The following is a 21,057-nucleotide window of genomic DNA, read 5'->3' on the forward strand; positions in this document are numbered from 1 at the left end:
TCCCTTAGTTGGCATAGTTGGACGCGAGCGCCCAATCGCGCTGGGCCTTGACGACCTCGTCACGCAGGCTTTCCCAGACGCGGCCGCGATAGGTATTGAAGGCGGCGCTGTTGCGGATATCGAGGTCGCGCGGGCGCGGCAGGTCGATCTCGACGATTTCCTTGACGCTCGCCGGGCGCGCGGTCATGACGACCACACGGTCGGCGAGGTAGATCGCCTCGTCGATCGAATGGGTGACAAAGACGACGGTCGTCTTGATCTGCTCCCAAATGCGCAACAGTTCGCTTTGCAGGATGTCGCGCGTCTGGGCGTCAAGCGCCGCGAAGGGCTCGTCCATCAGCAGCACCTGCGGATCGGTGGAGAGCGCTCGGGCGATTGCCACACGCTGTTGCATGCCGCCGGAAAGTTGCGAAGGGAAGCGGTCTTCGAAGCCCTTGAGGCCAAAGAGATGCAGGAAATGACGTGCCTTCTCGCGGCGCTCCGCCGCCGGCACACCGCGCACCTCCAGCGCATATTCGATGTTCTGCAGCGCCGTTCGCCAGGGGAAGAGCGCATATTGCTGGAAGACATAGGCGGTGCGGGCGTGCGGCTTGGAGACCTCGATGCCGTCGATGCGGGCGACGCCGGAGGTCGCTTCGGTCAATCCGGCGATGACGTCGAGCAGCACCGACTTGCCGCTGCCGGACGGCCCGACGAGGGTGATGAATTCGCCGCGTTTGATGGTCAGATCGACGCCATCCAGTACCGCAATGCGGTTGGAGGCGACGCCGTCGACCGTTACGGTCTGGCCCTGTTTGAGCGTAAAGGTCTTGCGCAGCGCGCTGACGGCTATGCGTTCCATGGTCGAACTCCCTTCAAACCTGCGCCACGCGGATGTGACGGGTCGGATCATCTTGCGCGCCGCCGGCGCGGCCGCGGTTCCAGCCGAGCGAGCGGGCGTAGGCGCCAAAAAGATCGCGTTCCAGCACCTTGGCCTCCGCAATGCCGACCGGTCCGTGCGCCGCCTCGGCGACGTAGAGTGCATCCGTCGGACAGTAGATTTCGCAGAGGAAACAGGTCTGGCAGTCGTCTTGCCGGGCAATCACCGGCAGGCCCGTTTCGTCGCGATCGAAGACGAAGGCAGGGCAGACCCGTTCGCAGATGTCGCAGCGGATGCAGCGGTCGGCGGAGATGACTTCGATCATCGCTCAACCCTCCCTGGCCGTTTCAAGCACGAGATCTTCACGCACGGCCCTCACCCGATCGAGGCCGGAGACGACGATGCGGCTTGCCTGCCCGTCGTCTTCGGTCGGAAAGTCGCTCCGGCGATGCACACCTCGACTTTCCGTGCGCAAGAGCGCAGCCGCGACCGTCCAACGGGCGCTCGCCGTAACCGACGCCACCTCGCGTGCGCGAAGACGATCGATGCCGACCGCGGGCTTCGCCTGGTTGAGGCCGGCCCACACGCCTTCCAGAATGCGGCGGCTCGTCTCCAGCGCAGCGGCCTTGCGCCAATAGCTCCTGTCGAGCGGCACGATCTCGTCGTGCACGGTGCGGGCGGCCGCGGCAAGACTGACGTCCTCGCGCTGTCCCGCGCCGCGCAAACCCGTTGCACCAAGCGGCCGCAAGCGCGCGATATCACGGTGCTTTCTGCTGCGTGCGTGGCCGGCAGCGCCATGACCGGCCCACCAGCCGCTGGCGATCGCCCAGGAGGCGTTGATGGCGCCGCCGCCGGAAATCCCGCCTGTCACGTTTTCGCGGCTCGCGGCGTCACCGGCAGCGTAAAGCCCGGCAATGCCGGTGCCACAATCGGAGGAGACGATGCGGATACCGCCTGTGCCACGCACCGTGCCCTCGTATTTGAGCTCGACCCTAAACAGCTGCTCGAACGGGTTGATCCCCATGCGGTCGTAGGGCTGGAAACAGTTCGGTTGGCCACGACGCAGCCAGTCCTGCATGGCGGGTTCGGCGAGATCGAGCCGGGCGTAGACCGGGCCGGACAGCAGCGCCTCGGCCACTTGCCGCTCGCCGCCGCCGATACCGTTTGTCACCGGCTCGCCGCGCGCGTCGCGCAGCACTTCGCCGTTCTCCCGGTAGAAGGTCGCCCAACGGAAGGGCAGCCCCTTGTTCAGCGAGGAACCGTGCGGTGCGAGCGTGTATTTGCCCGTGAACTCCATGCCGGAAAGGGAGGCGCCGGCCTCCGCGGCGAAGAGATAGCCGTCACCGGTGAGGCCTGTTCCGCCAAGGATGCGTTCGAAGAAGGCGCAGCCGCCTGTGGCGAGCACGACTGCGCCGGCCGAAACGGAAAAGCTTGCACCATTGCGGCGCGCGAGCCCAGCCGCCCCGCCGACATGATGCTCGTCGCCGAGCAGTTCCAGGATCGGATGGTGGTCGAGGATGGTGACGCCGGCCTGCTGCACGCGCTGGCGCATGAACCGCATGTAGTCCGGGCCCCGCAAGTTGGCGATGTAGAGGCCGCCATCCTCTTCGCTCGGAAAGGGATACCCCCATTCGACGAGCTTCAGGAGGTTTTCATAGGCTCGGTCCGCCGCTCGCAACATCCAGCGGCGATCGGCAAGGCCGGCCGTGCGCTTGAAGCGCTGTTCGACCGAGGCCGCCCGCCCCTCTCCCGGTGGCACGCACCAGGTCCCCGTATTGGACGGAGCGGTTGCGCCGCTGGTGCCATGATAGCCTTTGTCCGCCAATACGACGCGCGCGCCGCTCTCGGCGGCCGAAAGCGCGGCCCAGGCGGCCGCAGGACCGCCGCCGACGACCAGCACGTCCGTTTCTATGTGTCGCCCCTCTTCGGTGGGCGGTTCCTTGCGACGCGATGCCATGGTGTACCGGTATAGGAAAGGAAGGGGCCGGCCGGCGCTACGACCGGCCGTTTGCGAATGCAGATCAGGCGGCGGTCGAGAACCAGGACGGTTCGTTGCCGGCTGTCCACTTGATGTTGCAGCCGATCGAGGGAACCTGATCTGCGCCGACCACCTCACCCTTCAGTACCGCCTCGACGGCCGCGCGCAGATCCGTGCCCGTCACATCCTTGCCGTTGCCGGGCCGGGCGTCGTCGAACTGGCCGTGATAGGCAAGCTTGCGATCACGGTCATAGAGGAAGAAATCCGGCGTGCAGGCCGCACCATAAGCCTTGGCGACACGCTGCGAAGAGTCCTTCAGATAGGGGAAGCCGTATCCGTAGGTCTTCGCCTCAATGCCGATACGTTCCAGTGTCTCTTCCGGATGCGCTTCGGCGTCGTTGCTGTTGATGGCGACGACCGCAAGCCCCTGCCCGGCACGGTCGCGTGCAAATTGCGCCAGCGCTTCACGGATCAACGCCACGAAGGGGCATCGGTTGGAGATGAAGGCGACGAGCAGCGCCGGGCTGTCCTTGAACTCGGCCAGCGTGAACAGGTTCCCGTCGGCATCGGGCAAGATAAAGTCCGGGGCGCTGGTTCCGAGCGTGATGGGATTGGATTCGGTTTTGGGCATGGTATCCTCCTGGCGAGCCAACAGGACTATTAACATATAAACTCTATAGCTTTTATAGATATCAGTTTGCTCGAAATTGCGGGCTTCTGAGATAATGTTGCGGCGTACCAGCGCGAAACCGCACGTTCTTTCCGCCTAAGCGACGTCCTGCCCGTGCAGGCTCTTTTTTGGCGGCGGATCACCGAACAGTGTCCCGCCCTCTTAAACGGGTCGTGCGCCTTCGGCAGGAAGGTGCGCTCGAAATGCGGCCTCAGCCGCACCGCTGGCCGTTCGCATCGAACATGTGCAAAGCATCGGCGCTTGCCCCAACTTTCACCTGGTCGCCGATCGCATTGCGGGCCCGGCCGGAAACGCGAAATATCAGATCGCTGCCGTTGTCGAGCCTGCCGTGCAGCAGGCTTTCCGCACCCACCAACTCGATACCATCGATGCGGACCGTCGCCTCGAATGCAGGAGCCGGGGCCCCAGCCGAGATCGGCGAAAGATCTTCGGGACGGACGCCGAGCGTAAAGTCGTCATCGGAACGAGCCACTTGCGGGGCGAGCGACCATCCCGCCGAGGCGTCCTTGCCGTTCAGCAGGTTCATCGAGGGAGAGCCGATGAAGGTGGCAACGAAGGTGGTTGCGGGTCTTTCGTACAGTTCCAGAGGCGTGCCGACCTGTTCGATGCGGCCGGCGCTGACGACGACAAGCCGATCGGCAAGCGTCATCGCTTCCATCTGGTCATGCGTGACATAGACGCTCGTCGTACCAAGGGCGCGCTGGAGCCGCTTGATCTCGATACGCATCTGGCCACGCAACTTGGCGTCGAGGTTCGAGAGAGGTTCATCGAAGAGGAAGGCGGCGGGTTGGCGAACGATCGCCCGCCCCATGGCAACGCGCTGGCGCTGGCCGCCCGATAGCTGCCGCGGCTTGCGGTCGAGATAGGGCTCGATCTCAAGCGTCTTAGCCGCAGCGGCGATGCGCCGCTCGATCTCGGCTGGCGGTGTTTTCCGGTTCTTGAGGCCGTAGGCGAGGTTCTGCCGCACCGTCATGTGCGGATAGAGCGCGTAGTTCTGGAATACCATCGCAATGTCGCGCTCTGCCGGCTCGACATCGTTGACCTGGCGCCCGCCGATCAAGATATCCCCGCCGGTGATGCTCTCGAGGCCGGCAATCATGCGCAGAAGCGTGGACTTGCCACAGCCGGACGGGCCAACCAGAACGACGAACTCACCGTCCAAGATGTCGAGCGAAACGCCCTTGATCGCGTCCACCGGACCGTAGCTCTTGCGGACGTCTTTCAGCGTAATCTCAGCCATTACTTTTCTGTCTCCACAAGGCCTTTGACGAACCAGCGCTGCATCAGCACCACGACGAGAATAGGGGGAATGATCGCAAGGATTGCGGTCACCATGACATAGTTCCAAGGCGTAGAAGCGTCGGTGAAATCGATCATTCGCCTGAGCCCGATGATGATCGTATTCATCTTTGCGTCGTTGGTGACGAGCAGCGGCCAAAGATACTGGGTCCAGCCGTAGATGAACAGAATGACGAAGAGTGCCGCGATGTTCGTTGCCGACAGCGGCAGCAGGATATCCCGCATGAAGCGGAACGGACCGGCATTGTCGATGCGCGCCGCTTCCACCAGTTCGCCCGGTATCGTCAGGAAGAATTGGCGAAAAAGGAACGTCGCCGTTGCCGAAGCCATCAGCGGCAGCGTCAGTCCGGCATAGGTGTCGATCAGACCGAGGTCGACGATCACCTTGTAGGTCGGCAAGATGCGAACCTCGACCGGCAGCATCAGGGTGATGAATATCATCCAGAAGAACAGCATCTTCAGCGGGAAGCGGAAAAAGACAATCGCGAAGGCGGAGAGGAAGGAAATCACGATCTTGCCGACGGCAATCGCGATCGCCACCACCGTCGAATTGAACAAGAGGCGCTCGAGACTGACGCCGACTACGCGCTCGACGCCACCGCCCACCGCCTCCCGGTAGTTCTCGACGACATGATCCCCGACCGCCAGCGACATGGGAGGGCGCACGATCTCGATCGAAGTGTGCGTGGAGGCGACGAAGGTGTAGTAGATCGGCAGCGCGACGATGATGATCCCGATCACGAGCACCAGGTGGCTGATCAGGGTTGATATGGGACGGTTCTCGATCATCGGCGTCTCACGAATAGTGGACCCGCTTCTCGACGAAGCGGAACTGGAAGGCAGTCAGCGCGATCACGATGATCATCAGGATCACGGATTGGGCCGCTGAACTGCCGAGGTCAAGATTGACGAAACCGTCATTGTAAACCTTGTAGACAAGCGTCTCGGTCGCCTTGGCCGGACCACCACCGGTGACCGCGTGAATGATGCCGAAGGTGTCGAAGAACGCGTAGACGGTGTTGACGACGAGGAGAAAGAACGTCGTCGGCGCGAGCAACGGGAAGACGATCGTCCAGAACCGTTTGGTTCCGCGAGCACCGTCGATTGCCGCCGCTTCGATCAACGATTTCGGGATTGCCTGCAGGCCGGCAACGAAGAAGAGGAAGTTGTAGCTGATCTGCTTCCAGGCCGCGGCGACGATAACCAGCAACATCGCCTGGTTGCCGTTGAGCAGCGGATCCCACGCAAAGCCGTTCCGACGCAGAATGTAGGAAAAGGTCCCCATCGCCGGATTGAACATGAACAGCCACAGCATGCCGGCTACGGCCGGCGCGACCGCATAGGGCCAGATCAGAAGCGTGCGATAGACGTTGCGCCCGCGCACCACACGATCGGCGGCCGTCGCCAGCAGCAGCGCGAGAGCCATCGACAACAGCGCTGTTGCGAGACTGAAGACCACGGTGACCTTCAGCGAATGCAGATAGTCCGGATTGGCGAGGATCGCCCGGAAATTGGCAAGGCCGACAAAGCCGGATTTCAGGCCAAACGGATCTTCGCGCAAGACCGATTGGTAGAGCGCCTGGCTGGCGGGCCAAAAGAAGAAGATGACCGTCAGGACGATCTGAGGCGCCAGCAGAAGATACGGCAGCACCTTGTTTGGAAACACGACGGACTGCATGAAACCTCCCCTCCAAAGAAAACCAGTCCGCACCGCGGTGCGGTGCGGACATTTCGTCTAGAGGATCAGTTCCCGATTGCAGTCTTGATCGCTGCGTTTGCCTTTACCACACCTTCGCTCAGCGCCGTCTTTGCGTCCTTCTGGCCGGCAAGCATCGCCTCGAACTCTTCGTTCAGGATGTCGCGAACCTGCGGCAGATTGACGAGACGAACGCCCTTTGAATTTTCGGTCGGCGCCTTGCCCATCATCTGCTTGATCGGCGTTTCGCGGCCCGGGTTCTTTTCATAGAAACCGGACTTCTTGGTTTCTTCATAGGCGGCAAGCGTGACCGGCAGGTAACCCGAGACCTGGTGAAGCTGAGCCTGGGTTTCCGTTTTCGACAGGAAATGGAAGAACTCGGCTACGCCCTTGTATTCAGCGTCGCTCTTGCCGGCAAAGACCCAGAGACTTGCACCGCCTGGGATCGTATTCTGCGGGCCATGGCCTTCATAATAGGGAAGCTCGCCGACGCCATAGTTGACGCCCGACTTGACGATGTCGCCGAGACCACCGGAGGACTCGGTCAGGATCGCGCACTCGCCCGACATGAAGAGTTGCTTTGCTTCCGAGGTACGGCCGCCGTAGCGGAAGGTGCCGTCCTTGGCGAGGTCGGCAATCGACTGGAAGTGCTCGACGAAGAGCGGGGCGTCGATCTTCAGTTCGACTTCGAGGCCGGCAAGGCCGTTTTCGTTCGTGCCGTAGGGCACGTTGTTCCAGGCGGCGAAGTTTTCGGTCTGGATCCAGGTCAGCCAGGTCGAGGTGAAGCCACAATTGGCCGCCCCGCTTGCCTTGATCTTCTTCGCCGCTTCGAAGACCTCAGGCCATGTGGCCGGCGGCTTGGCCGCATCGATGCCGGCCTTGGTGAAGGCGTCCTTGTTGTAATAGAGGATCGGGGAAGACGAATTGAAGGGGAAGGACAGCATGGTGCCGTCCGACTTGGAGTAGTAGGCGACGATACCCGGCAGGTATTGATCCTTGTTGAACTCGTAGCCACCCTTCTGAAGCACGTCCACCACCGGCACCACGGCGCCTTCGGCGCCCAGCATCACGCCGCTGCCGGCATCAAATACCTGCAGGATGGCCGGAGCCTGCTTCGAACGGAATGCCGCGATGCCGGCATTCAGCGTTTCAGCATAGGTTCCCTTGAAGACGGGGACGACCTTGTATTCCGACTGGCTTTCGTTGAACTCCTTGGCAAGCCGTTCAACGGTTTCGTTGTTGGCGCCCGTCATTGCATGCCACCAGGCGAGTTCTGTCGCCGCGAAGGCGCTCGAGGCGGCAAAGATCGAAAGCGCAGATGTGGCCGCAAGGGTCCATTTCAAAACTCTCATGGCGGTTCCTCCCATTGTTAAGACGACAAGTCACAATGTTCAGCCGCGTTGACTCTCCTCAATCAGACGCGCCTGACTTTCGTAGCGAAAGTGCGCCGATTAAAAACGAACGATAACGAACCTGCAAGAGAAAATAGAACGAGGAATCCGCAGATTTTTCACGTTGGAATATTCGTTCTGTTTCATATACCAATGCGTGGATGAACCGGGCTGACGCCCCAAACGGGCAAGGCCACGCGGATAGAGCCGTCGCAGGCCCGCCGGCCGCGCCATGCGCAGCCTTCTCGCCCCAGACGTTGCCGAGGAGATCGAGATCCAGCTCGGCCTTGCCAACTGAGCCGCCGCGCCTTGCGGGGTACGGCGGCCCTTGGGGTTTACCAGTCCATCACGACCTTGCCGGAATTGCCCGAGCGCATCGCCTCGAAGCCGTCGCGGAACTCGTCGATCGTGATGCGGTGGGTGATGACCGGGGCAAGGTCGAGACCGCCCTGCACGAAGGCGATCATCTTGTACCAGGTCTCGAACATCTCGCGGCCGTAGATGCCCTTGAGGTTGAGCATCTTGAAGATCACCTTGTTCCAGTCGATCTCGAAGCCGGCCGGTGCAATGCCGAGGATGGCGATCTTGCCGCCATTGTTCATCTTGTCGATCATGTCGCGGAAGGCGGGAGCCGCCCCCGACATTTCCAGCCCGACGTCAAAACCCTCGGTCATGCCGATCGCCTTCATCACGTCGGCAAGGTTCTCCTTCGACGCGTCGACGACGTAATCGATGCCGACGCTCTTGGCGAGCGCCAGGCGCGTCGGGTTAATGTCGGTGATCACCACCTTGCGGGCGCCCGAGCGCTTGGCAACGAGCGCCCCCATGATGCCGATCGGACCGGCGCCGGTGACAAGCACGTCCTCGCCGACGAGATCGAAGGAGAGCGCTGTGTGCACGGCATTGCCGAACGGATCGAAGATCGCCGCCACTTCATCGGGCACGTCGTCGGGGATCGGCACGACGTTGTATTCCGGCAGGCAGACGAACTCGCCGAACGAGCCCGGCCGGTTGACGCCGACGCCGAGCGTGTTGCGGCACAGATGCCCGCGGCCGGCGCGGCAGTTGCGGCACTTGCCGCAGACGATATGGCCCTCGCCCGAGACCCGCTCGCCGACATGGTACTTGGTGACGGCCGAGCCGACCTCGGCGATCTCGCCCATGAACTCGTGGCCGACGACCATCGGCACCGGAATGGTCTTCTGCGCCCACTGGTCCCAGTTCCAGATGTGCACGTCGGTGCCGCAGATCGCCGACTTCTTCACCTTGATCAGCACGTCGTTCGGGCCGATCTCCGGCACCGGCACACGCTCCATCCACAAGCCCACTTCGGCCTTCGACTTGACCAGCGCCTTCATCATGTTCGTCATTTGATTGCCTCCCTCAGATCACGCCGAGATCGCGGCCGACCTCTTCGAAGGCGGCGATCGCCCGGCGGACGTCCTGTTCGCTGTGTGCTGCCGACATCTGCGTGCGGATGCGCGCCTGGCCCTTCGGCACCACCGGGAAGGAGAAGCCGATGACATAGACGCCCTTTTTCAGCATGCGCGCCGCCATCTCCTGGGCGAGTGCGGCATCACCGAGCATCACCGGGATGATCGGATGGCCCTCGCCGGCAAGCGTGAAGCCGAGCTTGGTCATCTCGGTGCGGAACAGTGCCGCATTGGCATAGAGCCGCTCGCGCAAGGCATCGCCGTTGTCGATCAGGTCGAAGACTTTCAGCGAGGCCGCAGCAATCACCGGCGCCAGCGTGTTGGAAAACAGATAGGGCCGCGAGCGCTGCCTGAGCCAGTCGACGACCTCCGCTCTGGCCGAAGTGTAACCGCCCGAGGCACCGCCGAGCGCCTTGCCGAGCGTGCCGGTGATGATGTCGATCCGGCCCTCGACGCCGCAATGCTCGGCCGAGCCGCGGCCATTCTTTCCGACGAAGCCGACCGCATGGCTGTCGTCGACCATGACCATGGCGCCGTACTTGTCGGCGAGATCGCAGACACCACCGAGATTGGCGATGATGCCGTCCATCGAAAAGACGCCGTCGGTGGCAATCAGCTTGAAGCGGCTGCCCTCGGCCTTCTTCAGCTCTTCTTCCAGCGCCGCCATGTCGTTGTTGGCATAACGGAAGCGCTTGGCCTTGGACAGCCGCACGCCGTCGATGATCGAGGCGTGGTTGAGCGCATCGGAGATGATCGCGTCCTCTTCGCCAAGCAGCGTCTCGAACAGGCCGCCATTGGCATCGAAGCAGGAGGAATAGAGGATCGTGTCTTCCAGGCCGAGGAAGGACGAAATCCGCGCCTCGAGTGCTTTATGCTCCTCCTGCGTGCCGCAGATGAAGCGCACCGAGGCCATGCCGTAGCCGTAACGGTCGAGCGCCTGTTTGCCGGCCTCCGCCAGCTCTTCGTTGTCGGCAAGGCCGAGATAGTTGTTGGCGCAGAAGTTGAGCACCCGATCGCCCGAGGCGACCTCGATCTCACCCGCCTGTTTCGAGGTGATCACACGCTCCGACTTGTACAATCCGGCCGTCTTCAGGCCATCGAGCTCTAAACGGAAATGGGACAGAAAGCGTTCGTTCATTCAGATGCGTCCTTCGGCTCGATCGACAGCAGCAACAGGCGGGAAGCCGCTGCGGCACAGCGCATCGAGACCCTCGAGATCCAGCCGATCGAGGCCCAGTTCCGGAAGGAGGTCGTTCTCGCCTTCGAAGTCCCGGCCGTACATGGCCGAGAAGATGCGGATGCCGGCCTCGTGCAGGTCTGCCGGGCACCCGGCAAGGCGCGCGAGCTGCGCCGTGACGACCAGGCCGAAGGGGACATCCTCCGTCACATAGCGGCTATCGGCCGTCGGGGGACCCGTGCCGTTATGCCCGGCCTGATGCATCTCCTGGTTCATCTGCGAGATGGTGCTGACCGGCACATGGAACGACAGGTGGAAGTGCTGGAAAATATCGCGCACCTGCAACTGCAGCTTCTCGGCGACGGCCAGGCGCTCGCGGTCGAGCGTCTCCAGAAGACGGCCGATATTGGGGGTGACGTTCTGGGCCTGCACCCAGCTCTCGCCACGCTCCATGCGCGACATGTTGCCGAGCGCGATCCCGAGGTGGTTTTGCGGGTTGAGGTTTGAAAGCGCGATCGCCAGCAGGCTGCCGCGATCAACGAAATGTTCGCCGAAGAGCGCCGTGCAAACCGCATGGCCGCGCGCACTTTCCGATGCCGGAACGGTCGCCAGGTCGACCTGCTTGCGGATGGTGTTCACCTGCACCAGCGCAGGGCCGAGCTTCCGGCCGCTGACGATCGTCGTGCCCCAGGCAACGATCGGCAAAGTGATGCCGCGTGCTGCCAGCAGCGACGAGAGATAAAGCGCGCCGAACGAGGTGTGCGAGCTGAAGATCACCACTTGTCCGGCGGTCAGATGCGGCGCGATTGCGTCCAGCACGAAGCGGTGACCATAGGCCGGCAGAGCGATGAGGATCGCATCGGCATCGTGGACGAGATCTTCCGCACTTTCGGCAACGGCCGGAAGGAACGTGCCTTCGATGGCGCCCTCGGCCTTTAGGCTCTCTCCCTCGGCAAGCGCAACGGTCCCCGTGCCGGATGGTGACCAGAGCGTCGCCTTGTGTCCCAGTTTTTCAAGAAGTGCAGCGGTGCCGAAGGCAATAGAGCCAGCACCTGCGATACCTACGCGCATGTCGTTTTCCACTTTCACTGATATCGGGTAACGGGCGCAGCCGGGGCGCCCGCCGTCGAGATGTTGCGGCTAAGCCGCGTTGCGGGCAGGGATGAGCGTGGTCGCTTCGGACGACCAGCCAACCCAGATGTCGTCGCGGCTGAGGCGTTCCACCTCGCTTGGATGAACGAGCGCGTTGAGCAGATGTCCCTCGCCGATCTCGACCTTGAGCGATGTGTGGTTGCCCTTGAAAACGCGCTGGCGGATGCGCCCCCGGATCCGGTTGGCGACGCCCGGTTCCTGCGCCGAACATTGGATCGCTTCCGGCCGCAGGACGACATAGATCGCATCGCCTGCCTTGGGAGACAGCGCGCCGGCCGACGCCTTGATCGTCATGCCGTTCCACCGCACTGCGGCCTCGCCAGCTTCCGTGCCCACGACATCTGAGCGCAACAGATTGGTTTCGCCGAGGAAGGTCGCGACGAAGGCGGAACCGGGCCGCTTGTAGAGGCTCGCCGGGTCGCCCATCTGCTCGATCCGGCCATTGTTCATGACCACGATCGTATCCGACATGGTGAGCGCCTCTTCCTGATCGTGGGTCACGAACATGAAGGTCTTGCCGGTCTGCTCCTGGATCGCCTTGAGCTCGACCTGCATGGTCTGGCGCAGCTTCGCATCGAGGGCCGAAAGCGGCTCATCCAGCAGGAGCACGTCAGGATCGGGCGCCAGCGCCCGCATCAGCGCGACGCGCTGGCGCTGGCCGCCCGAAAGTTCGGACGGAAGGCGGCCTGCGAAATCCTGCAGTTGCACGAGTTCAAGAAGTTCCGATACGCGCTTCTGGATCTGCCTGTTGTCGACCCCCTTCAGTTCCAGGCCGAAGGCAATGTTCTTCGCGACCGTCATGTGCGGAAACAGCGCGTAGTCCTGGAATACGATGTTGACGTTGCGCCGGTTCGGCGGAACCTTTGTCACGTCGCGGCCGGAGAGCAGAATGCGGCCGCTCGTGGGTGTTTCGAACCCGCCGAGCATACGCAGCGTCGTCGACTTGCCGCAGCCGGATGGGCCGAGCAGCGTGACGAACTTGCCGCGCTCTATGTTGAGGTTGAGATTGTCGACGGCGACGAAGCTGCCGAAGCTCTTTCTGACATTTTCGAACTGAACTACCGGTTCCATCAGCGGATCCTCGAACGACGTGTGAGATATTCTGCGTAAAGCCCGACCACCGCGGTCACGACCAGGACCAGCGTCGCCATGACGTTGATCTCCGGCGACATGCCGGACTGCACGCGGGCGAAAATCAGCATCGGCAGCGTCGGGCGATAGCCGCCGAGGAAGAAGGTGCGGACGAAGTCATCGCTCGACAGCAGGAGGCAGAAGATCATGCCCCCGAAGATGGCCGGCCCGAGGTAAGGAAGCGTCACGCGGAAGAATGTGACGATGCTGTCCGCACCGAGATCGCGAGCGGCATCAACGAGATTGCCCGGCATGGAGCGCAGTCGCGTCAGCACCATGACGACCACGAAGGGCACGGCGTGGACGACGTGACCGAGAATGATCGCCACCGTGCCGGTCGGCAGGTCGATGGTGGTGATGAAGATGCGCAACGAAATCGCCGAGATCATGCCCGGCACGACGGCCGGCAGGCAGGCGACCGCGAAGGCCACGTATTGTGCCGCGCCGCGCAGCGATCCGATCAGCATCGCGATCCAGACGCCGATCACCGTCGCGATGGCGGTCGTCGCCGCGGCGATCATGAAGGTGTAAAGGCAGGCGTCCAGGAACTGCTTGTCCTGAATGACCTTGGCGTACCAATCGATCGTCAGGTTTCCGAGCGGGAAAGAAATGAAGCTCGCATCCTTGAAGCTGACCGCAACCATCAGCGACAGCGGCAGAAACAGGTACAAGACAAACAGCCAGTAGAAGGACTTGAGGGCCAGTCCCGGCCAATCGAGTAACATGGCGCGCATCAGAATGTCCTTTGTTTGGATCCGCCGACGACCCGCATGAACAGGCCGACGGTGACGAGCGATGCCGCAAGCATGATCATTGCGAAGGCGGCACCCGCCGGCCAGCGGCTGCTGGCGCCGTGGAAGAAGCTGCTGATCGTTTCGGAGAACATGCTGGTGGTCGGCCCGCCCAGAAGAATGGGAGCAGCGAAGACGCCCATGCAGGTGAGGAAGACCAGCGAGCATCCCGACACGATGCCATCGCGCGAAAGCGGCAGGATGATGCGGCGGAAGCGCGTGAACGGCCCTGCCCCAAGATCTGCCGAGGCATCGAGCAGCGACTTCGGGATCTTCTCGATCGCCGAATAGAGCGGCAGCAGCATGTAAAGGCAGACCATGTAGACCAGGCCGAAGCTGATCGAGAACGAGGTGTAGAGCATCTGGATGGGACGATCGGTCAGCCCGATTTCCCGCAACAGCACGTTGACCGCACCACGATTGGCCAGAAGCATGATGACGGAGAAGATGCGGATGATTTCGCCGGCCCAGAAGGGCGCCAGCAACAACAGCAACGCCCGCGACCTGTTACCGGTCGTCACCACCTTGGCAACGTAATAGGCAACCGGATAGACCACGATCAGGGTAACCGCAGTTGCGATCGACGCGTAGATAAAGCTACGCAGCAGCGGCATCCAGTAGAGCTTCTCGCTGAAGAAGAGCGCGTAGTTGTCGAACGTGAAATTCGCCTCCACACCGGGCTGGGGCGGGTAGCTCGACAGAAGGCTGATGCGCAGCATCTCGTAGATTGGGCCGATATGCATCATCAGCATCCAGACGACCGGCACGCCGGCCAATAGAAGGATGCGGCCATATCGCCACTCGGCAACGGCGCCCAGCGTATACCGGTAGACCGGAGAGTGGATCACCCGGGCGATGCCTGTCGAATACTTCATTTGAGCGGCATAGGCGGGAATACCGCCATCCGCTGTACTTGTTCCCACGGCCATTGAATTGTCCCAAACCTTGACCCGATGGGCGGCGACTGGGCATGCGTCATCGTGCTGACCCCGTCTCTAAAACGGGGCCAGGACCAGTCGCCGCTCTATGGTTGCTTAAGCCGCCTTCAGTTCGGCGACGGCACGATCAATGATTTCGTTTTTCAGCGCGCGGTTATGCGTGCTGAAGAAGGTGACGCGCTCGAGTTCTTCCTGCGGCAGCGTCGATGCCAGCCGCTCCCTGTCGTCGAGCAGCTTGTCGACACCCGAGATCGTCGAGCTGAAGCCGGACGTGCGCGTCATCGCCGCCCCGACTTCGGGGTTCGCCAGGATCGCGTCGAACAGCTTGTAGGCGTTCTCGGCATTGGGCGCGTTGTTGACGATGTTCAGCGTGTAGCAGAACCCGTAGGTGCCTTCCTTCGGAACGGACAGCTTGACCGGCACGCCGTCCATGATCAGCTTCGCGGCCGGACCCGACCAGGCCTGCGCCAGGTGGATGTCCTCGTTGATGAACATCTGCTGCACTTCACTGGCCGCATCGTAATATTTGCGAACCATACCCTTGTGCTTGATCAGGAAGTCACGCGCCTCGCTGGCCGCCTTCTGGGCTTCGTCGGCCTTGTCGGTGTAGGTGACGAAGTCGCCATCATGGCCGAGATACTTCATGGTGATCGACATGAAATCTCCCGCCATATAGGCCGTCAGGCCCTCGTATTTCGCGTCGAACATGATGCCCCAGCTATCCGCCTCCGGCACGTAGTCCGTATTGCGGACCAGGCCTTCGTAACCGGCAAGGATCGGCAGCCCCCAGAGATTGCCTTCGTAGCGCGCCCAGGCCGCCTCCTGATAGGCGGAATTGAGGTTCGACCAATTGCGCAACTTGGCTGTGTCCAGCGCCTGCACCAGCTTCGAGTCGATGAACTGGCCATAGCGATGGCCCGCGACCGTCACGATGTCGGTCGTCGGATTTGCACCTTCTGCCGTGAGCAGATTATACTGCTTGCCCTGGTCGTCGGTCAGACGGATGCGCACCTCGATGCCGCTTTCCTTCTGGAACTGCTCGATGAAGTCCTGCGGCAGGAACTTGTCGTATGTGGTGATGTTGAGAACCGAGCTCTGCGCGCTTGCCGAGCGGATGATGTACGGCGCTGCGAGCAGTGTTGCGCTGCCGGCTCCCAACAGCTTGAGTGCGTTTCTGCGATTGATCTTTTGCCCGATAATCATTGTTCCTCCTCGCGCCTCCCAGCGTGACTTGATGAGCGTCGGTCCGTGCGTGGGCGCATTGCCGAGCCGATCGCCTATCGCGCAACCGGATCGATCCGGCTGCAGCCTGCACATAGATAGGCGCAGCGATTTTGGCCCGTCCAATTGTTTATGAGCCTGCACCCATTCCAAAAGGTTATAGGCTATCCATGCACGTAGCGGCGCCGAACCTCAGGTGCTTTTCAGCATCGCGGGCTGCCAGATTGTCAATATCCGTTGGCGCAGTTAGGGTGATCGGCGACCGGCCCTGTTGAGAAGTTATGGAATGAAGCGCGCACCGAACCTACGACAAATCGAGGCCCTCAAGGCCGTGATCGAATGTGGTACGGTCAGCCGCGCAGCCGAGATATTGCATATCTCGCAACCGGCGGTGAGCAAGCTGTTGGCGCATTTGGAAGAGGATACGGAACTGGCGCTGTTCGATCGCGTCAAGGGGCGGCTGATCCCTTCAGAACATGGCATGCGGCTCTACAAGGAGATCGACCGTGTCTTCGCCGGCATCAAGCAGATAGAGCGCGCCGTCGACTTGATCCGGCGAGAGGAGCTCGGGCAAATTTCCGTTGGCGTGATGCCCGCCCTGTCCGGCCCGTTCATCAGCCACACCAACAAGCGCTTCCTTGCCAGGCATGGTGATGCCTATATTTCCGTGGTGATCCGCAGTTCACAATTCATCGTTGAATGGCTGCTGTCCAAACAGGTGGATATCGGCCTGATCAACCGCAATACGGATAATCCTTACATCGAATGCGTTCCCTTGCGCGGTGGCGACCTTGTCTGCATTGCACCGGCGGGGCATCGCTTCGCCGCCAAGCAAGAGGTCGAGCCCGCCGATATCGACGGCGAGCCCTATATCGGCTTTGCCGCTGACAACCGCATCCGGCAGAAGATCGAAAGCACGCTTGATGGCTACGGCACCCGCCTGAATTACATCATGGATGCAACACTCGCGCCGGCCGTTTGTGAAATGGTCGCCAATGGTTTGGGGATCGCCATTGTCGACCCGGTGTTCGCCTATGGCCAGCGCGATCAGATCACGATCAGGCCTTTCCGCCCCAACATCGCATCTGATCTCAGCCTCTGCTGGCTTCGCGACACAAAAAACCGCCACCTCGTCGATGCCTATGTGGAGGCGACGCGCGCCACCGTGCAGGATATGCAACTCAGGATGGGCGTGACCTGTTCTCCATCTTCCTGATGCCACGCCTGGCGCCGCACCAGTCGTCCTTCATACGAGTTTGATGAGCGCGACACCCGCAAGCAACAGCACCACCCCGGCGAGGCGCAGTCCCGACACCGGCCGCTGCGGGAGACGGAACCAACCGTAGCGATCGACGAAGACACTCGCGACCTGCTGACCGGCGACGGTAAAGCCGACCGCTGCGGCCGCGCCGATCACGGGGATTGCGGTAAACACCGTGGTGACATAGGTAGCGCCGGCAAGGCCACCGAGCCAGCCCCACCAGGGCATGGCCTGCACGCCGCCGATATTCGGGCGGGGTGCCTTCTGTCCGGCGAGCCCGACAAGCATCACCGCTGCCATGGCGAGCGTTGCGACGAAGAACGAAACCGCGCCCACGGCAAACGGCGCACCACCGAGATCGTGGCGCAGAAGCGCGTTGACGGCGCCCTGGACCGGGAGGACCGCGCCGGCGGTCAGCGCCAGGGCGATCCATCCAAGCTTGTCGGCCTTGAGGTTATCCTTTCCGCCTTGGCCGAAAACGATCATGCCGACCCCGATGAGCACGACGAGCGTGCCGATCGCGGCTCCAGCGCGAAGCCTGATTTGCGTCACACCAAGCAGACCGAAGCTATCGAGCGCAAGGGACGCAAGCATCTGCCCGGCGATAAAGAGCCCGACGGAAACGACGGCACCTAGTCGGGGAAAGAGAACGATCGTCGAAACGACGTAAACCGCCGAGGCGGTACCTCCGACGAGATGCCACCACTCGGCCTCTGGAACCGCGGCGAGAACGGCAACTGTTCCGGTAAACAGGGTGACGAAAAACAGAAGGCCGGTGCCGATCGCGAGCTGGAGCGTGGTGGCCGCAAACGGCGACCCGACAGCCTTTGAAAGTTGTGCGTTGGCGCCCGCCTGAACTGCGAGCAGACCACCGGCAACCAGAGCCAATGGAACGAACAGGGTCTCCATCACGGGACCTCCTTGATGAGTAGCGCAAAGGGGACATGGACCGGCATTGAGGTTCCCTCACACCGGAAACCGGGCTCGACAGGCGCGTTCGACCGTCCCGTCCGAACGTGTTTATCTAGTTAGGCCGTGCCTTCTCGCAGATCGATCTGTCACTTTGCCGTTTCATGCTGCATATTTGCACATCCCCTAAGTTTGGGCCGTCGAAGCGCCGAGTCGCCTGATCGTGGGGGGTGGTTGTGCCGATCCGACCGAGGATGGCGGAGACGGCGCTGCGACTTGCACGCTCGATCCGCAACGCTGCCGAAGGTTTGCCCAGACATGAACAGCCACCACCGTATCGACTGGGAAGATCTCCGCTTTGTCCTGGCGGTCGCGGAGGCGAACTCCCTCGCCGCTGCGGCCCGCGCGCTCGGCGTCAATCACACCACCGTGCTCAGGCGCGTTGGATCGTTCGAGCAGAAATTGGGGGTCCGGCTGTTCGATCGCCTCCCGTCCGGCTACACGCTCACAGCCGGCGGCGAGGAATTGCTCGCGGCGGCCCGACAGATGGCGGAAACGGTCACCGAACTGGAGCGCCGCCTGACCGGGCAGGACCTGCGGCTGGAAGGCAGCCTGCGGATCACCACCACCGACACACTGATGGCCTCGATCCTGCCGTCGATACTCGCTGCTTTCCGGCAACGCCACCCGGGCGTCCTGCTCGAAGTGAGCACCTCGAATGCACTCGCAAATCTCTCTCATCGCGACGCTGACGTCGCCATTCGCCCCGCGGTCGATTCACCCGATGCGCTCGTGGGCCGCCGGATCGCGAACGTTGCCTTTGCCGTTTATGCGGCGCCCTCATACCTGCAGGAACGCGGCCTGGGATCGTCCGACGAGATCGATTTCGCGGGGGAACGCTGGATTGGCCTCGGCGATGCGCTTGCTTCCACAAGCGTCTCACGATGGATGCGCGCGACGCTGCCCGCGCCGGCGGTGCTGCGCTGCGACTCCCTGGTGACCGCGCGCGAAGCAGCAGCAGCCGGTATCGGCCTTACGGCGCTGCCTTGCTATCTTGGCGATACGACACCGGGCCTGGTGCGCATCGGCTCACCGGTCGCCGCAATGACGCGAGAGCTCTGGCTCCTTACCCACGAGGACCTGCGCCGCACCGCCCGTGTCAGCGCCTTTACAGAGTTTGCAGGCCAGGCGCTCGCGAAACATCGGCCGCTCTTCGAAGGGCGTGATCCCTCCGCGCGCCCACGCTCGGAAAACGCAGCCAGCCCCTAGGGCACTGCAGGGGTTGTCCCGTGCCGCAGCCGCTCGAGCGCTTCGGCGTGCAGCGTCTCGTTCGCTGCCATGAGGACTGTCCCGTACCGGCTGGTGTTGGCCAACGGTCGACCCTCCCAGTCCGTAACGATGCCACCCGCTCCTTCGATGATGGGTACCTGCGGAAGGATGTCGTAGTCGAACACGTCGCTTTCGACCAGGACGTCAACGCAACCAAGCGCCAGCAGGCCGGCAGCGTAGCAATCATGCGACATCCGCGTGAAACGGGCCCCGGCTGCCAACCGCGAGAAGCGCTCTCTCGCATTGAGATCGAACTGTTCCAGCGCCGATGTATAGACGATCGCTTCCTTGAGGCGGGCGATATCGCTCGTTCGGATCGGTACACCGTTGAAAAGCGTCGGGCTCGCCCGCCGGCCGACCCAGCGCTCGTTTGTGATCGGCTGGTCAATGATGCCAAGGCACGGTGCGCCCTGATGCAGCAGCGCGATTTGCGTGCCGAAAGCAAGCGAGCCGGAAGCAAAGGACTTGGTGCCGTCGATCGGATCGAGCACCCAGACCCATTCCGCATCAGCATTGGAAGCACCAAACTCCTCGCCACGAACGCCGTGGTCCGGAAAACGCTTCCCGATCATCTGCCGCATCGTCATTTCGGCGAGACGATCGGCTTCCGTGACAGGGCTGCTATCCGCCTTGGCGTCGATCTCGAGCCGTTGACGGAAATAGGGACGGATAACGGTAGCGGCGGCATCAGCCATTTCGTGGGCGAATGCCAGAAACGCAGGCGGGCAGGCATGTTCAACCGTCATTCTTAGACCTTCTCAGCTTGCGTTATGATTTTCTGCAACAGGCTCCGGACCGTCTCGACCTGCTTGTGGGCGGCCGCCACCTCCTGGCGCAGCCGCGCCTCCTGATCGGCGGCTCCAATCGTGGTGAAGCTTGCCGAGCGGGCGGGGATGAACGGATCGCGTGCCTCGTCGGCAAAGCGAAGCGCGGGCGCGAAATAGCCCTCCTCCTCCTCCAATCCGAAAGCCAGAACCTGCGGCCTGTCGCTGCCAAGCAGCAACAGCTCCACCAGCATCGCCAGCATCGGCAAATCGCCGGTTCCCGACAAGCAGGCGAGATGCGCCCATCCGCCGCGATCCGGCCGTACGAGGCAATCCTTGACGTGCACCTCGGTGATATGCGGCGCCTGCATGGCCAGCGCCGACATCGGCTCTTCAAACGCATTGATCATGTTGCCGAAATCGAACAGAAGGCTGAGGCGCGGGTTTGCGACTGCCTCGATGATTTGGATCAACTCTGCTGATTTGAGGTCCTCATGCTGTTCGAGCGTGTAACGGAGCCTACCGTCAGGATCGAGGTTTTCGAGCTGCCGCAGATCGGCGATCGTCCATTCGACGATCTCAGAAACCCGCCCCTCGTAGCGCGGGTAACAACGAAGCGATGTGGCTCCGGTCGCAAGCGCAATACGCACCGCGTCTGAGAGCCCGGCAAGCTCGGTCGTGCTGGTCTCGACATGCAACTCCAGACCAAGGCCGCTCACCGTCGCGCCAAACGCCAGCAACGCCTCATCTGACATTCTGGCCAGACTTGCCTGCTCGCCGTCCTCGACATGAATCTTGAGGCCCTGCAGACCCAGTTCTCTTGCGAATTCAGCCAGATCCAGGGGTTTCATGCCACCAAAGCGGAAGTTCAGGTGAAAGGCATAGGCATGAGCAAAGAGCGGCGCGCGTCGTGCCCGCGCAGCGAGCTTCGCACGGCCCCCGGCAGACAGACCCTCTATCCGCTGCCGCCAATTCGGGCGAGGCGTCATTTCCCATGGCAAATCGGTCACCATCCCGGCTCCTCCGCAAGCGATCGG

General features: G+C 62.2%; 20 protein-coding genes. 2 read left to right on the top strand and 18 right to left on the bottom strand.

What is annotated here, in order from left to right; all coding sequences use genetic code 11:
- Window positions 1-4 precede the first annotated feature (4 nt).
- The 15 genes from LAC81_RS22045 to LAC81_RS22115 all read right to left on the bottom strand — a co-directional run bounded on the left by LAC81_RS22045 (window position 5) and on the right by LAC81_RS22115 (window position 15,739).
- On the bottom strand, window positions 5-841 hold the full coding sequence (locus LAC81_RS22045; RefSeq protein ID WP_223729325.1) for an ABC transporter ATP-binding protein: 837 nt from the start codon (window positions 839-841) through the stop codon (window positions 5-7).
- Window positions 842-854: 13 nt separating this feature from the next.
- Entirely contained in the window at window positions 855-1,184 is a 330-nt protein-coding gene (locus LAC81_RS22050; RefSeq protein WP_223729326.1) for a 4Fe-4S dicluster domain-containing protein, read from the bottom strand.
- A gap of 3 nt (window positions 1,185-1,187) precedes the next feature.
- Window positions 1,188-2,816: an FAD-binding protein gene (locus LAC81_RS22055; protein ID WP_223729327.1), complete on the bottom strand. Its 1,629-nt coding sequence runs from the start codon at window positions 2,814-2,816 to the stop codon at window positions 1,188-1,190.
- Window positions 2,817-2,880: 64 nt separating this feature from the next.
- Entirely contained in the window at window positions 2,881-3,468 is a 588-nt protein-coding gene (locus LAC81_RS22060) for a thioredoxin family protein (protein ID WP_223729328.1), read from the bottom strand.
- A 250-nt stretch (window positions 3,469-3,718) separates the two neighbouring features.
- Window positions 3,719-4,768: a sn-glycerol-3-phosphate import ATP-binding protein UgpC gene (locus tag LAC81_RS22065; protein ID WP_223729329.1), complete on the bottom strand. Its 1,050-nt coding sequence runs from the start codon at window positions 4,766-4,768 to the stop codon at window positions 3,719-3,721.
- Complete coding sequence (ugpE, locus tag LAC81_RS22070; protein WP_223729330.1) at window positions 4,768-5,616, bottom strand: sn-glycerol-3-phosphate ABC transporter permease UgpE; 849 nt, start codon at window positions 5,614-5,616, stop codon at window positions 4,768-4,770. The genes LAC81_RS22065 and ugpE overlap by 1 nt, the downstream gene beginning before the upstream one ends.
- Before the next feature lie 7 nt (window positions 5,617-5,623).
- Complete coding sequence (gene ugpA, locus LAC81_RS22075) at window positions 5,624-6,505, bottom strand: sn-glycerol-3-phosphate ABC transporter permease UgpA (RefSeq protein WP_223729331.1); 882 nt, start codon at window positions 6,503-6,505, stop codon at window positions 5,624-5,626.
- 65 nt (window positions 6,506-6,570) lie between these two features.
- A complete protein-coding gene (gene ugpB / locus LAC81_RS22080) occupies window positions 6,571-7,875 on the bottom strand; it encodes a sn-glycerol-3-phosphate ABC transporter substrate-binding protein UgpB (RefSeq protein ID WP_223729332.1) in 1,305 nt (434 codons plus the stop codon).
- A gap of 374 nt (window positions 7,876-8,249) precedes the next feature.
- Window positions 8,250-9,284 (bottom strand): L-threonine 3-dehydrogenase, encoded by a 1,035-nt coding sequence (gene tdh, locus LAC81_RS22085; RefSeq protein WP_223725080.1) that lies wholly within the window; start codon window positions 9,282-9,284, stop codon window positions 8,250-8,252.
- 13 nt (window positions 9,285-9,297) lie between these two features.
- Window positions 9,298-10,485: a glycine C-acetyltransferase gene (locus LAC81_RS22090; RefSeq protein ID WP_223729333.1), complete on the bottom strand. Its 1,188-nt coding sequence runs from the start codon at window positions 10,483-10,485 to the stop codon at window positions 9,298-9,300.
- Entirely contained in the window at window positions 10,486-11,595 is a 1,110-nt protein-coding gene (locus LAC81_RS22095; RefSeq protein ID WP_223729334.1) for an NAD/NADP-dependent octopine/nopaline dehydrogenase family protein, read from the bottom strand.
- A gap of 69 nt (window positions 11,596-11,664) precedes the next feature.
- The gene (locus LAC81_RS22100) at window positions 11,665-12,747 is read right to left on the bottom strand and encodes an ABC transporter ATP-binding protein (RefSeq protein WP_223729335.1); all 1,083 of its coding nucleotides are present in this window, start codon (window positions 12,745-12,747) and stop codon (window positions 11,665-11,667) included.
- Window positions 12,747-13,541 carry an ABC transporter permease gene (locus tag LAC81_RS22105; protein ID WP_223729336.1) on the bottom strand — a complete coding sequence of 265 codons (795 nt, stop codon included), beginning with the start codon at window positions 13,539-13,541 and terminating at the stop codon, window positions 12,747-12,749. The genes LAC81_RS22100 and LAC81_RS22105 overlap by 1 nt, the downstream gene beginning before the upstream one ends.
- Window positions 13,541-14,527, bottom strand: coding sequence for an ABC transporter permease (locus tag LAC81_RS22110; RefSeq protein ID WP_223729337.1), 987 nt, complete (start codon window positions 14,525-14,527; stop codon window positions 13,541-13,543). The genes LAC81_RS22105 and LAC81_RS22110 overlap by 1 nt, the downstream gene beginning before the upstream one ends.
- 105 nt (window positions 14,528-14,632) lie before the next feature.
- Window positions 14,633-15,739, bottom strand: a complete 1,107-nt coding sequence (locus LAC81_RS22115; RefSeq protein ID WP_223729338.1) for an extracellular solute-binding protein — start codon at window positions 15,737-15,739, stop codon at window positions 14,633-14,635.
- Between the two features lie 304 nt (window positions 15,740-16,043).
- On the opposite strand from LAC81_RS22115, the gene LAC81_RS22120 reads away from it, so the two are divergent.
- Window positions 16,044-16,973: a LysR substrate-binding domain-containing protein gene (locus tag LAC81_RS22120; RefSeq protein ID WP_223729339.1), complete on the top strand. Its 930-nt coding sequence runs from the start codon at window positions 16,044-16,046 to the stop codon at window positions 16,971-16,973.
- A 30-nt stretch (window positions 16,974-17,003) separates the two neighbouring features.
- Here the strand turns inward: LAC81_RS22120 and LAC81_RS22125 are convergent, their stop codons facing one another.
- Window positions 17,004-17,927 (bottom strand): DMT family transporter, encoded by a 924-nt coding sequence (locus LAC81_RS22125; protein ID WP_223729340.1) that lies wholly within the window; start codon window positions 17,925-17,927, stop codon window positions 17,004-17,006.
- 318 nt (window positions 17,928-18,245) lie between these two features.
- Here LAC81_RS22125 and LAC81_RS22130 point away from each other — a divergent pair, with 318 nt between their 5' ends.
- Entirely contained in the window at window positions 18,246-19,196 is a 951-nt protein-coding gene (locus LAC81_RS22130; protein WP_223729341.1) for a LysR family transcriptional regulator, read from the top strand.
- Here the strand turns inward: LAC81_RS22130 and LAC81_RS22135 are convergent.
- Window positions 19,193-20,002: an inositol monophosphatase family protein gene (locus LAC81_RS22135; RefSeq protein ID WP_223729342.1), complete on the bottom strand. Its 810-nt coding sequence runs from the start codon at window positions 20,000-20,002 to the stop codon at window positions 19,193-19,195. The genes LAC81_RS22130 and LAC81_RS22135 overlap by 4 nt on opposite strands.
- Before the next feature lie 2 nt (window positions 20,003-20,004).
- A complete protein-coding gene (locus LAC81_RS22140) occupies window positions 20,005-21,030 on the bottom strand; it encodes a sugar phosphate isomerase/epimerase family protein (RefSeq protein ID WP_223729343.1) in 1,026 nt (341 codons plus the stop codon).
- Window positions 21,031-21,057 lie beyond the last annotated feature (27 nt).

This window comes from Ensifer adhaerens (assembly GCF_020035535.1).
Classification (GTDB): Bacteria; Pseudomonadota; Alphaproteobacteria; order Rhizobiales; family Rhizobiaceae; genus Ensifer.